This is a genomic window from Rhizobium sp. RSm-3 (assembly GCF_001854685.1).
In the GTDB taxonomy this organism is placed as follows: domain Bacteria; phylum Pseudomonadota; class Alphaproteobacteria; order Rhizobiales; family Rhizobiaceae; genus Rhizobium; species Rhizobium ecuadorense.
Genome location: NZ_MAWZ01000024.1, coordinates 407,947 through 419,896, shown reverse-complemented (window position 1 = coordinate 419,896; position 11,950 = coordinate 407,947). Strand labels below are relative to the sequence as shown.

Below are 11,950 nucleotides of genomic sequence, written 5' to 3'. Positions count from 1 at the left end.
ACAGCGCCGTAGCCCGGCGCTGTCGGATAGAGGCGTTTATCAGGCCGCCCTGGCTTTCCTTGCTTCGGCCTTGCGACGGACGTCTGGCGGCGTCGCTTCCAAGGCAAGGCTGTCGACGGCGGCGTCGAGCCCCATCGAAACCTGGTCCTGGCTGCCGAGGCGGCGGATATTGACCGTGCGCTCCTCGGCTTCCTTCCTGCCGCAGACGATGATGACAGGCACCTTGGTGACCGAATGTTCGCGGACCTTGTAGTTGATCTTCTCGTTGCGGAAATCGGTCTCGACGTTGAGACCGGCCTCGCGCAGCGCCTCGGCCACTTCAAGCCCGTAAGCGTCGGCTTCCGAAGTGATCGTCGCGACCACCACCTGCAGTGGCGACACCCAGAGCGGCAGATGGCCGGCGAAGTTTTCGATCAGGATACCGAGGAAGCGTTCCATCGAGCCGCAGATGGCGCGATGGATCATCACCGGCTGCGTCTTTTCGGAGTTGCTGTCGATATAGAAGGCGCCGAATCGCTCAGGCAGGTTGAAATCGACCTGCGTCGTGCCGCACTGCCATTCGCGGCCGATCGCATCCTTCAGCGTATATTCGAACTTCGGCCCGTAGAAGGCGCCCTCGCCCGGCAGAATGCCGGTCTTGATGCGGCCCTCCGACTGCGCTTCGATCGTATTCAGCACGTCGGTCATCACGGCTTCGGCGCGATCCCAGAGTGCGTCGGAACCGACGCGCTTTTCCGGCCGGGTGGAAAGTTTGACGACGATTTCCTTGAAGCCGAAATCTTCGTAGACCGACAGGATCAGATCGTTGATCTTCAGGCATTCGGCGGCCATCTGCTCGTCGGTGCAGAAGATGTGCGCGTCGTCCTGCGTGAAGCCGCGCACACGCATCAGCCCATGCAGCGCGCCCGAAGGCTCGTAGCGATGCACCAGACCGAATTCGGCCAGACGGATCGGCAGTTCGCGATAGGACTTCAGCCCGTGCTTGAAGATCTGCACGTGGCCGGGGCAGTTCATCGGCTTCAGCGCAAAGACGCGATTATCGGCTTCCTTGTCTTCCGGATGCGTCATCGCATGCGCCGATTTCACAGCGAACATGTTTTCCTGATACCAGCCCCAGTGACCCGAGGTTTCCCAGAGCGCGGTATCGAGTACCTGCGGCGCGTTGACCTCTTCATAATCGACCGCGAGCCGGCGACGCATATAGGAGACGAGCGCCTGGAAGATGCGCCAGCCCTTGCCATGCCAGAAGACGACGCCCGGGCCTTCCTCCTGGAAATGGAACAGATCCATTTCGCGGCCGAGCTTGCGATGGTCGCGCTTTTCGGCTTCCGCCAGCATGTGCAGGTAGTTGTCGAGATCGGCCTGGTCGGCCCATGCCGTGCCGTAAATGCGGGACAACATGGCGTTGTTGCTGTCGCCGCGCCAATAAGCACCGGCAACCTTCATCAGCTTGAAGGCCGTGCCCACCTGGCCGGTAGAGGCCATATGCGGGCCGCGGCAAAGGTCGAACCACTCTCCCTGATTGTAAATCTTCAGATCCTGGCCAGCCGGGATGGCGTCGACGAGCTCGACCTTGTACTGCTCGCCCTTGGCGGCAAAGACTTCCTTGGCTTTCTCGCGCGACCAGATCTGCTTGGTGAAGGGCGCATTGCGGGCAATGATCTCCTTCATCTTCTTCTCGATCTTCGGCAGATCGTCGGGCGTGAAGGGCTCGTTCTTGGCGAAGTCGTAATAGAAGCCGTTTTCGATGACCGGGCCGATCGTCACCTGCGTGCCGGGCCAGAGCTCCTGCACGGCTTCAGCCATGACGTGCGCAGCATCATGCCGGATGAGCTCCAGCGCGCGGCCGTCCTTGCGGGTGATGATCTCGATCCTGCCATCGGTGACGGTATCGGAAAGGTCCTGCACGGCGCCGTCGAGCGCAATGGCGACTGCGCTCTTGGCGAGCGACTTGGAAATGGATTCGGCGACATCCCTGCCGGTTGCGCCAGCCGGAAAGCTGCGCACGGAACCATCGGGAAATGTCAGGGAAATGGCTTCAGACATCGAAATTCTCCTTGTCCAGTCCCGCCAACGAATGCGGGTGGTTGAAACGCAAGCGCCTCCGTTCTTTGGATGCGCCGCCGCCTGATACTCAGATTTGCGGCGCTAGTAAAGGAGAAGCGAGGCGAAACGAAACACAGCGCCTATCCGCCATAGCTTCCCGCATAGCTCTTGAGAGCCGATTTCAAGGGTTGATCGATTTCATCGTCGATAGACCCATCGTAAAGGCCGCGCCGTGACAGGCTCCTCTTTAGCGCTGTGCGGGTGAAAGGCGAAAAAGCCTTCAACTCATCGGTAATCTGCCTGTCGCCCTGCTGGATCGCGAGAAGGATGTTCTCGGCCGCATTGTCGGAGCTGAAGGTCGCATCGTAAGCATAGGCAAGTCGATAGGCGGCTCTTCGGTAGCCCGCGTCAGCGGCTCGGAGATACCATTTGATGGCTTCTTGCCGGTTGACAGCAATTCCGAGGCCATCGTCGTAGAAACGCCCGAGCGCGAACATGCCGCCGGCCGAATTCAGCTCGGCGGATTTCTTGTAATATTGGAATGCGATAGCCTGGTCTTGATCCTTGCCGTTCTCGTAATACCACGCAAGATTAAGAGCGCCGGCCGCAGATCCCGCATCGGCCGCCTTCTGAAACCAGTTGCGGGCGATGGTCTGGTCCTCTTTGGTGCCAATGCCGTTCTGGTAGTAATAGCCGACGGCGTTCATCGCTTCAGGATATTGCTTGAAGGCCGCCATCATGAACCAGCTGAGCGCCTTGGAGCGATCAATAGGCACGCCCTGCCCATATTCGTACATATCGCCCAGGGAGTATTGGGCTTTCGCATTTCCATAGGCCCCGGCCTTCGTCAGCCATTCCAGAGCCTTGCCGAAATCCTTCAGGTTTCCATCCGCTCCTCGATAGAGAGTCCCGAGCCTGTACATCGCGTCGGCAGATTTCTTGTTCGCCGCGGCTTCGTACCACTCGATCGCTTTCGCATAGTCGCGAACGACCCCATCGCCATCCTCATATTTGATGCCGAGCAGGATCATCGCCGTGGCGTTATCAGCGGCCGCGCCTTTTTCCAGATAGTCGATCGACTTGCCGTCGTCTCGTGGCAGATTGGCATCATTGGCGTACATTTCGCCAAGCTCGGCGAAGGCCTCGATATATCCGTTCTCCGCAGCGGCCTTGAACCAGTGTACGGCTTCTCTCGAATCCTGAGCAGTACCTTCGCCTCTTTCATACATAAGCCCAACACAATATTGGGCCTTGGCCGAACCACTTTCGGCGGCCTTGAAATACCAGGCAAAGGATTTTTTGGCGTCGACAGTCGTACCCGTACCGTCATAGGAACGGTCCGCGACTTCAAGATATGCGTCCTCATCTCCTTCGTTGGCCGCCTTCTGGAACCATTCGAAAGCTTTCACCGCATCCTTCGGAAGACCGCTGCCATTTTCATAACCGTAGGCAAGGACCCGCATGGCATAGGTGTCGCCCGAAGCAGCCGACTTCTCGAGCCACTTAACACCGTTTTCGACGTCGCGAGGACCACCCGTTCCCATATAGAGCGATTGGCCGAAATGTCGGGCACCGCTTGAATCTCCGAGTTCGGCAGATTTTTCATACCAGATGCGGGCTTCGCCTTCGTCTGCCGGCACACCTTTACCCTGCTCATATATACTGCCCACATCCGCCATGGCACGGGCATCTCCGCGAGAGGCGGCTTCTTTCATCCAGTACATGGCTTGGTCATAGCGCGGATCGGGCATGTTCAGGAAAAGCCCAGCCTTGCCGCGATAGGCAGCGATTATCCGTTGCGTAATTGCCTGATCCAGCAGGGCCTCTGCCTTCGCGAAGTCTCGCTCCGTTTCCTTGCCCGCGATGTAAACGTCTGCCAGCGTCCTCATCGCGCTGCCGTCGCCAAGCACCACGGCTTTCTCGAGGAGATCGAGCGCCGTCTTTTTCTGCGCCTTGTCCCCATCTTTCAGATAAAATCGAGCAAGGGTCCTCATCCCATCGGCGGAGCCTCTCCGCACCAGATCGTCCAGCATGGTAACAGCGCGTTCGGCGTTCTTTTCCGTTCCAATACCTCTTGTGTAAAGGAATGCGATGTCCGTTATCGCTCGCTCATCGCCCTTTTGTGCTGCGGCTGAAAGCAATTCGAAAGCTCGCTCGGCGTCGACCGAAACACCGACCCCATCCAGATACATCCAGGAAAGCGATCTCTTGGCCGGAACATAGCCCAGCCGTTCTGCAAGTTCGAAATAGGACCGCGCCATGACGAAGTCCTGCGGAACGCCCCATCCCAGCTTATACATCTCTCCGAGATAATCGGCGGAGCGCGGATCGTTTGCTTCTCTTGCCTTTCTCAGCCAGGACAGCGCAGTATTGAAATCGCGCTCACGTCCGAAACCGTAAGCAGATGCCGCCGCCAGATAATCCATGGAGGGAGCGTGCCCCTGGGCCGCCAATTCCTCGAATCCGGCAAGTGCCGGCTCATATTGCTGAAGATTGAACTTGCTGGCGAGCCAGAAATAACGGGCGTCGATGGAGCTTGGTTCTGCCTCCAAATAGGCTTCGCAAGCGGCAAGCGCATCCCGCCAGTAAGCGAGATTGTTGATTTCTACTTCATCACGCGCCAGATGGCGGCACCTGGCGCCGGATGTAAGGTCCGCGCCACTCGCCCAGGTTATGGGAGAATTGACAATGGAGACAACGAGAAGAAGTGACGCGGTTGCGAGATAAGTGAAAAACTTCATTTGCGCGGATTTTCAAAACCAGGAGAGGAAATACACAGATATCCGCGACTTATTCAACTGCAAGTGCATTTTTCAACTCGCGGTGAAAACTTTCAAAGACCGTGCTCTTCCTGCATCTAGAACAGCATGTCCGTCAGGCCGCACACCGTGTTCCAATTGCGCATCGTCCCGATGCCGAGCCGCTTGGTCGTCAGTGCCGAAAGCAATTTGGATTGGCTGGGTTTGCCGGCGAAATCGATCCAGAGATCGCCGCCGACGATGGCGATGCGCTGTCCCTCCGTCATCAGCGGTTTCAGCGCCTCCACCTTCTCAGGATCGACCGGCAGCCTCATCACCCGGACAATGACCTGGTCGCCGCTGCCGTCCCTGAAAGGATTGGTGCCGCAAAGCGCCATCCAGGTGCAGTCGCTGCGCACGATGATATCGACATGTTTGCCGAATTTCTCTTCGAACCCCTCTTCCAGCGCGACCTCGAGTTCGTGCGGCCTGACGTCGTCGGCCTCGAAAACCAGATTGCCGGTGGAAACAAGCGTGCGCGGCTCGCGATAGCCAAGCTCTTTGGCAAGCGCGCGCAGATCTTCCATGATGACGCGGCGGTCGGGCGTCAGGACGATGCTGTGCAGAAGTGCGACGAACATGCCCATTGCCCTCACTCTCTCTTGCGTCCGAGGAAGAAATACCGCCACGGCGTCCACCAGCGGAATTTGTCGTCCAGCATCTCCGGCACCCGGTCGGGGCCGCTGGTGCCGCCGGGGCCGCAGCGGCCGACGCGAAACAGCGTCATCCAGCCGCCAGCCCACAGGCCGTGACGGGCGATCGACTCGTAGCCATATTCGGAGCAGGTCGGGATATGGCGGCAGGAATTGCCGACAAAGCCGGAAAGCGTCAACTGGTAGAGACGGATGAACCCCATGCCGAGCAGACGGTCGGGAGTCTTACGGAACGGACCGGTATAATTGCGGGAAATACGTGCGGCCTTTTCACGCGGCTTGTCGGGCCCGGCGGCGCCACCGTCGTCCTCATCGCCTGCCTGCAGGGCGCAGAACTCACACATCTCAGTTACGCCTCGACAAACTCAGCCCGATTCGCCTCGATCTGCCCGATCGCATCGACGACCGCATCGAAGGTCAGCATCGTCGAAGCATGGCGGGCCTTGTAGTCCCGCACCGGCAGCAGATAGCGCATGTCCTCGAACCGTCCCTCGGGCCCGGCTCCATCCGCCTTCAACATGGCGAGCATATCCTGGCGTGCCTGGCGCAATTCGCCCGATGTCGCGCCGACGACATGGCGCGCCATGATCGAGGACGAGGCCTGGCCGAGGGCGCAGGCCTTCACGTCATGGGCAAAACCGGTGACGATATCGCCGTCCATTTTCAGCCAGATCCTGACCTTCGAACCGCACAGCTTCGAATAGGCCTGGGCGCTCGCATCGGCATCCGCCAATGTGCCGGTCAACGGAATATTGCCGGCGAATTCGAGGATCTTGCTGTTGTAGATGTCGTCCATGTTGGATTTCCGCTCCAAAATCGCTGCGGATCGGCCTCAATAAGGGCTGTTATTGTTATTGAAACAAAAAACACACCGTGTCATCTGAGGATACTTACATACGATGGCCGTCTTCCTATATGTATGTCGTTCGAAGGCCATTAAAATGCAATGGCCTCGTGTAAGTTTGATTGGGAAACCGTGCCGGACAGGTGTTGAATGCACCTCGAAAGCCCCGGAGCCTGCCAAAGGTGCATGAATTCCCGCATGGGATTGACCAGTGGCGATTCCGACAGATGGGTCCGCGGTGCGGACCAGGAGACCATTGTTCATGGACGCCATCGTTAAGAACTTTCCGCAGACGAACCGCGATTCCGATCGCCCCTCCCAGCAGGAGGCGGAGGAAGCCGTTCGCGTCCTGCTGCGCTGGGCCGGTGAGAACCCGGCGCGCGAAGGCCTGATCGAAACGCCGGCCCGTGTCGTCAAATCGTACCGCGAGCTTTTTTCCGGTTACGACATGGCGCCGGAAGACGTGCTCGGCCGCACTTTCGAGGAGGTCGCCGGCTACGACGACATGGTCCTCGTCAAGGACATTCCGTTCTTCTCGCATTGCGAACACCATATGGTGCCGATCATCGGCAAGGCGCACGTCGCCTACATGCCTGATGGCCGTGTGCTCGGCCTGTCGAAGATTGCCCGCGTCGTCGAGATCTATGGCCGCCGCCTGCAGACGCAGGAAACGATGACGGCGCAGATCGCCCGGGCGATCGACGATACGCTCAACCCACGTGGTGTCGCCGTGATGATCGAGGCCGAACATATGTGCATGGCGATGCGCGGCGTTCAGAAGCAGGGCTCGACCACCTTGACGACGACGTTTACGGGTACGTTCAAGACCGAGCCGGCCGATCAGGCCCGGTTCATGACCATGGTGCGGAGCCGCTGATACCGGCTCCCTCAGGAGGGCCGCGATGGGTCAACTGATCTTCAACCAACCATCCGAAGACAAGTCGGCCTTGGAAGACGCCGGCGATTTCACGCCGCGATTCGACGACCGCGGCCTGATCACCGCGATCGTCACCGACGCCGGCGACGGCGAACTGCTGATGGTGGCGCATATGAACGCCCAGGCCCTGGCGCTGACCATCCAGACCGGCACGGCCCATTATTTCAGCCGTTCGCGCGGCAAGATCTGGAAGAAGGGCGAGACCTCGGGCAATCTCCAGACGGTCAAGGAAATCCGCACCGATTGCGATCAGGACGCCATCTGGCTGAAGGTCGAGGTCGCCGGCCACGACGCCACCTGTCACACTGGCCGCCGCTCCTGCTTCTATCGCACGATCACGCTTCAAGACGGAAAGCCGATGCTCGATATCGTCGACGACGAGCGTCATTTCGATCCGCAGGACGTTTACGGAAAATAGGCTCGGAAACAGAGTCGGAATTTCCCGGCATCTGCTCCTTATTGCGCCAGAAGTCGCCTCTATATACCATTTGGAAACTGATCGGGCACACTATCGAAACCCAAGTGTTCTGCTGGGAGGGAGAGCGCCATGCTGAGCTGGAATTTGCATCGTCAAAGCTCCGAAGGCGAGGGTTCCGGTTCCGGCATGTCGACCACGATCGAGACGATCCCGCCTCCAGCTCCCGTCAAAAGAATCAAGATCGCACTCGCACTTGGCGGTGGAGCGGCCCGCGGCTGGGCCCATATCGGCGTGCTGCGCGCCCTTGACGAGGCAAAAATCGAGATCGGCATGATTGCCGGCACTTCGATCGGCGCGCTGGTCGGCGGCTGCTATCTCGCCGGCAAACTCGATGAACTCGAAACTTTCGCCCGCTCGCTGACGATGCGGCGCATCGCAAGTCTCCTCGATCTCACCATCGGCGGCAGCGGCCTGTTCGGCGGCATGCGGCTGACCAAGCGCATGCAGGAACATCTCGAAGGCCTGAACGTCGAGGATCTCGACCGGCCGTTCGTCGCCGTCGCCGCCGAGGTCAATACCGGCCATGAGGTCTGGATCGCCAATGGTTCGCTGATTACGGCGCTGCGCGCCTCCTATGCCCTGCCCGGTATTTTCGAGCCGGTGCGCAGCAATCACCGCACGCTGGTCGACGGCGCGCTGGTCAATCCCGTTCCCGTCTCCGTTTGCCGCGCCTACGAGCAGCCGCTGGTCGTCGCCGTCAATCTCAATTACGATCTCTATGGCCGCTCGGCCGTCGTCCGGCACAATGCCAGCCTCTCGCCCCAGGAAGTGCAGAAGCAGGAAGAGGCGCCCTATGCCCGTCTCGGCATGACCGGCGTCATGGTGCAGGCATTCAACATCATCCAGGATAGGATCGCCCGCGCGCGCCTTGCCGGCGACCCGCCGGATATTTCGCTGCAGCCGCGTCTGAGCTATATCGGCCTTTCCGAATTCCACCGCGCCGGCGAGGCGATCGAACGCGGCTACGAGGAAGCGAGAGCCAGGCTCCCCGAAATCAAACGCATGCAGGAAATCTACGCCAGCCAGCCCTGACGCCCAACCCCTTACACTTTGCCCAGAAGCGCGTCAGCGTTTTGGGGCAACGATCAGCCAAATGCGCCGGGGAAAACCTCAGCCCGCGATATAGGCCTTGATTTCCTCGGTCTCGCGCTCGACTTCGGCGATGCGCGATTTCACTACGTCACCGATCGAGATGATGCCGGCAAGCTTGCCGTTGCTTTCCACCGGCACGTGGCGGAAACGGCGGCTGGTCATCAGCTCCATCAGCTCGTTGACGGTCGTCTCTTCATGGCAGCGGTAGACCTTCGCGGTCATCACCTGGGCCAGCGACTGGTCGAGGCCGTCCTTGCCATATTTGGCGATGGCATGCACGAGATCGCGCTCCGTAAACATGCCGGAAATCCGGTTCTCCATGCCGACGACAACGATAGCGCCGATCTTTTTCTTGCTAAGGATGACCGCCGCTTCGGCGACGGTGGTATTCGGCCCGGCGGTAAATACGTCCCTGCCCTTCAGGTCGAGAATTGCTTTGACTGAACTGGTCATTCGAACCTCCTATGTCCGTGAAACACTTGTCACAGGCATCCGCGGCGGTTTCTCCCCCCATCGCGGATAGGTCGATGGTGCACTGACCGGCTCAGGATTGCAACACATCCTTCTGCGTATCGGCGGCTTCCGTGACAGGTGGGCGCGGCGCCCGGTCGAACAGCGAAAACAGCAGGAAACCGAAGACGAAACCGCCGATATGGGCGTCCCAGGCAATGGCCTGATCGCTGTCGCCGACGAGCGGGATGCCGACGGCGATCAGGGCGTTGCCGACCAGCCAGAGCAGCATGAAAATGACGACGGTGCGGCTCCGCAGCGCCTCGACGATGGAAAGCCGGGCATTGAGATGCGCAGGCAGCATCGGCCGCCGTTCGGCCGGAAAGGCGAATCGGCAGGCAGCCCCCATCAGCCCGGAGATGACGCCCGACGCGCCGATCAAAAGCGTCACATCCCCCCAGTTCAGGACCGCGTGCAGGGCCGCCGACGCGATGGCTGAGAAAAGCCAGAAGAGCACGAAACGCAGCGTCCCGATGCGGCGCACGACCGGCGCGCCGAAGGCCATCAACCAGAAGCCGTTGAAGACGATATGCTGGACGCTGCCATGCAGCAGCGAATAGGTGACGGGCGTCCAGAACAGCTCCGGCCCCTGCTGCGACAGCGGAATTACATAGCGGGCGGGCACGAAGCCGAAGGTGAAGAACAGCCAGCTCAGCGCATCGTCGGAGAGCACGAGTTCCTGCACCGCATAGATGACGACAAGCAGGCAAAGGCTGAAGAACAGCGCCGGCGGAAGGTTGAAGACCGGCTCGCGCGGCGGTTTTGCCGGCGGCTGGACCTCGAAAGGTTCGGGCGCCTTATGCGGCTCGACCGTCTGCTCATTCATTTCACTATCGCCTCGTTGAGGCCACAGCCATACAGGAGCACCTGTCAAAAAAAAAGCCGTCCGAAGCGCCGGACGGCATACCGGGATCTCCAGGAAAGACCTTGGCCCGGGCAGGTTGTGCTGAACTTCGAAAGTCGAAGCGATGGCGCGACAGTGTCACGATAGCCGCCGCACCTCAACCGAAACCCTTTCTTAACCTTAACCGCCCCGAGTTGGCATGAAATCCGCAAGGTAGAGCCTGTAGGGGCAATGAGTGCCCGAAAATGATCCGGAATGGGACAGGTTGGTGAAAAATGCGTGTGCAAACGACCATCGAAATTTTTGACTATTGGAACCGTATCCGCGGCGCAGCCGATGCGCCGCTGAAATCGCAGGTCGAACCCTCCGCCGTCCCCCATCTGCTCCAAAGCCTGTTCATCCTCGAGATCCGCGAGGAAGGCGACATCGGCTTCCGGCTCGCCGGCACCCGCATCTGCGATCTGTTCGGGCGGGATCTGCGCGGCGCACGTTTCTCCTCACTCTGGGCAAACGGCCAGCACGCTGACATCGAACGCACGGCGATGGGCGTCATGGACCACGCCATGCCGACCCTGTTCAACGCCACCGGCTACAGCACTGTCGGACATCAGGCCTCCTTCGAGATCATCATGATGCCGCTGCGCTCGCCGGGCGGCGTCTGTGACCGGCTGCTCGGCGCGATCGCACCCACGGCGGCCGCGAGCTGGCTGGAGATCGTACCGCTCGAATTCCTGGCGCTCGACCGCAGCCGTCTGCTGCCCGGAAAATTCGGCAATGCTGAAGCCGCTGAGCTGCGCCCGATCAACGAAATCGTCGCCGGCAGAAGCGCCGGTTTCGGCCAGGTCATGCGCCGCATGGTGTCGCAGTTGCTGACAAGTGCGGAGGCGCGCTGACAGTCCCGTTTCAGGACATCGGGCATACTCGTTTTCGGCTATATGAGAATGAGGCAAAACAACCTTCTGTTAATGGATTACGGGTAATGATCGGTCCCTCAGATCTCATAAAGAAGCCCTTTGATGCACTCGTTCCAGCCAGCTCAGACGCAAAGACCTGCGCCGCGCCCTGAACAGGGCGTTTTTCAGCGTGTGCCCATCAATATGCAGGGCCGGCTGATGCTTGCGAACTACGAGGAGTTCGAATGCATGGTGATCGACATGTCGCCCGGCGACATGTACGTCACCTGCCTTGGCCGTCCCCGCACCAACGAACGCGTCGTCGCCTATATCGACCATCTCGGCCGTGTCGAAGGCTATGTCCAGACCATCGATGGCCGCGGCTTCACCATGTCGATCAACGCCACCGAGCGGAAGCGGGAGAAGCTCGCCGCCCAGCTCACCTGGCTTGCCAACAAACATGAACTCGGCCTGCCGGAAGATCGTCGCCATGACCGTCTGACGCCGCGCGATACAAATACCGAACTGACGCTCGAGGACGGTACGCGTTATACCTGCCGGATCATGGACCTTTCGCTGTCGGGCGCCGCCGTCGATGTCGAGATGCGCCCCTCGATCGGAACCGCGGTGCGGCTCGGCAACATGCGCGGCCGCGTCGTCCGCCATTTCGTCGAAGGTGTGGCGATCGAATTCCTGTCGATCCAGTCCCGCGAGACGCTGCGCGAATTCCTCTAAGAGACCGCGGCTGACGGTGCCGCGAAGTGCTTGCCGGGCGCGCACCCGGTCGGGTCGCGTTGAAAAGCCCCGGCTTCACGGCAGGAGATCTGCCTGCGGCAACGAATCCGGCTTCGGAAA

The 11,950-nt window shown here is 60.0% G+C and carries 12 protein-coding genes; 5 read left to right on the top strand and 7 right to left on the bottom strand.

Translation table 11 applies throughout. The features are described from left to right. Positions 1 to 39: 39 nt before the first annotated feature. From thrS to BBJ66_RS21065, 5 genes are all read right to left on the bottom strand, one after another. Positions 40 to 2,046: a threonine--tRNA ligase gene (thrS, locus tag BBJ66_RS21085; protein ID WP_071089522.1), complete on the bottom strand. Its 2,007-nt coding sequence runs from the start codon at positions 2,044 to 2,046 to the stop codon at positions 40 to 42. A gap of 140 nt (positions 2,047 to 2,186) precedes the next feature. Beyond that, entirely contained in the window at positions 2,187 to 4,787 is a 2,601-nt protein-coding gene (locus tag BBJ66_RS21080; protein ID WP_071089519.1) for a tetratricopeptide repeat protein, read from the bottom strand. 116 nt (positions 4,788 to 4,903) lie between these two features. Beyond that, positions 4,904 to 5,431, bottom strand: coding sequence for a DUF1697 domain-containing protein (locus BBJ66_RS21075; RefSeq protein WP_049735401.1), 528 nt, complete (start codon positions 5,429 to 5,431; stop codon positions 4,904 to 4,906). A 5-nt stretch (positions 5,432 to 5,436) separates the two neighbouring features. Further along, entirely contained in the window at positions 5,437 to 5,841 is a 405-nt protein-coding gene (yidD, locus tag BBJ66_RS21070) for a membrane protein insertion efficiency factor YidD (RefSeq protein ID WP_071089516.1), read from the bottom strand. A gap of 5 nt (positions 5,842 to 5,846) precedes the next feature. Next, positions 5,847 to 6,293, bottom strand: a complete 447-nt coding sequence (locus BBJ66_RS21065) for an iron-sulfur cluster assembly scaffold protein (protein ID WP_071089513.1) — start codon at positions 6,291 to 6,293, stop codon at positions 5,847 to 5,849. Positions 6,294 to 6,603: 310 nt separating this feature from the next. On the opposite strand from BBJ66_RS21065, the gene folE reads away from it, so the two are divergent. The 3 genes from folE (at position 6,604) to BBJ66_RS21050 (ending at position 8,788) form a co-directional block, all read left to right on the top strand. Continuing rightward, the gene (gene folE / locus BBJ66_RS21060) at positions 6,604 to 7,218 is read left to right on the top strand and encodes a GTP cyclohydrolase I FolE (RefSeq protein ID WP_049735398.1); all 615 of its coding nucleotides are present in this window, start codon (positions 6,604 to 6,606) and stop codon (positions 7,216 to 7,218) included. 25 nt (positions 7,219 to 7,243) lie between these two features. Then, on the top strand, positions 7,244 to 7,696 hold the full coding sequence (gene hisI / locus BBJ66_RS21055; RefSeq protein WP_071089510.1) for a phosphoribosyl-AMP cyclohydrolase: 453 nt from the start codon (positions 7,244 to 7,246) through the stop codon (positions 7,694 to 7,696). 129 nt (positions 7,697 to 7,825) lie between these two features. Further along, a complete protein-coding gene (locus BBJ66_RS21050) occupies positions 7,826 to 8,788 on the top strand; it encodes a patatin-like phospholipase family protein (protein ID WP_049735396.1) in 963 nt (320 codons plus the stop codon). A gap of 78 nt (positions 8,789 to 8,866) precedes the next feature. Here BBJ66_RS21050 and BBJ66_RS21045 read toward each other — a convergent pair whose 3' ends face one another. Beyond that, entirely contained in the window at positions 8,867 to 9,301 is a 435-nt protein-coding gene (locus BBJ66_RS21045; RefSeq protein WP_049735395.1) for a CBS domain-containing protein, read from the bottom strand. Between the two features lie 91 nt (positions 9,302 to 9,392). Continuing rightward, positions 9,393 to 10,184 carry a rhomboid family intramembrane serine protease gene (locus BBJ66_RS21040; protein WP_049735394.1) on the bottom strand — a complete coding sequence of 264 codons (792 nt, stop codon included), beginning with the start codon at positions 10,182 to 10,184 and terminating at the stop codon, positions 9,393 to 9,395. Positions 10,185 to 10,477: 293 nt separating this feature from the next. On the opposite strand from BBJ66_RS21040, the gene BBJ66_RS21035 reads away from it, so the two are divergent. Both BBJ66_RS21035 and BBJ66_RS21030 read left to right on the top strand, forming a co-directional pair. Beyond that, positions 10,478 to 11,095 (top strand): PAS domain-containing protein, encoded by a 618-nt coding sequence (locus tag BBJ66_RS21035; RefSeq protein WP_049735393.1) that lies wholly within the window; start codon positions 10,478 to 10,480, stop codon positions 11,093 to 11,095. 123 nt (positions 11,096 to 11,218) lie between these two features. Next, complete coding sequence (locus BBJ66_RS21030; protein WP_071089507.1) at positions 11,219 to 11,830, top strand: PilZ domain-containing protein; 612 nt, start codon at positions 11,219 to 11,221, stop codon at positions 11,828 to 11,830. Positions 11,831 to 11,950 lie beyond the last annotated feature (120 nt).

What these genes read in the sequence shown, in the direction of transcription:
- BBJ66_RS21080 (WP_071089519.1), bottom strand. Translation starts at nt 4,787, where the DNA reads ATGAAGTTTTTCACTTATCTCGCAACCGCGTCACTTCTTCTCGTTGTC.
- BBJ66_RS21035 (WP_049735393.1), top strand. Translation starts at nt 10,478, where the DNA reads ATGCGTGTGCAAACGACCATCGAAATTTTTGACTATTGGAACCGTATC.
- BBJ66_RS21065 (WP_071089513.1), bottom strand. Translation starts at nt 6,293, where the DNA reads ATGGACGACATCTACAACAGCAAGATCCTCGAATTCGCCGGCAATATT.
- hisI (WP_071089510.1), top strand. Translation starts at nt 7,244, where the DNA reads ATGGGTCAACTGATCTTCAACCAACCATCCGAAGACAAGTCGGCCTTG.
- BBJ66_RS21040 (WP_049735394.1), bottom strand. Translation starts at nt 10,184, where the DNA reads ATGAATGAGCAGACGGTCGAGCCGCATAAGGCGCCCGAACCTTTCGAG.
- BBJ66_RS21075 (WP_049735401.1), bottom strand. Translation starts at nt 5,431, where the DNA reads ATGGGCATGTTCGTCGCACTTCTGCACAGCATCGTCCTGACGCCCGAC.
- BBJ66_RS21050 (WP_049735396.1), top strand. Translation starts at nt 7,826, where the DNA reads ATGCTGAGCTGGAATTTGCATCGTCAAAGCTCCGAAGGCGAGGGTTCC.
- thrS (WP_071089522.1), bottom strand. Translation starts at nt 2,046, where the DNA reads ATGTCTGAAGCCATTTCCCTGACATTTCCCGATGGTTCCGTGCGCAGC.
- folE (WP_049735398.1), top strand. Translation starts at nt 6,604, where the DNA reads ATGGACGCCATCGTTAAGAACTTTCCGCAGACGAACCGCGATTCCGAT.
- BBJ66_RS21045 (WP_049735395.1), bottom strand. Translation starts at nt 9,301, where the DNA reads ATGACCAGTTCAGTCAAAGCAATTCTCGACCTGAAGGGCAGGGACGTA.
- yidD (WP_071089516.1), bottom strand. Translation starts at nt 5,841, where the DNA reads ATGTGTGAGTTCTGCGCCCTGCAGGCAGGCGATGAGGACGACGGTGGC.
- BBJ66_RS21030 (WP_071089507.1), top strand. Translation starts at nt 11,219, where the DNA reads ATGCACTCGTTCCAGCCAGCTCAGACGCAAAGACCTGCGCCGCGCCCT.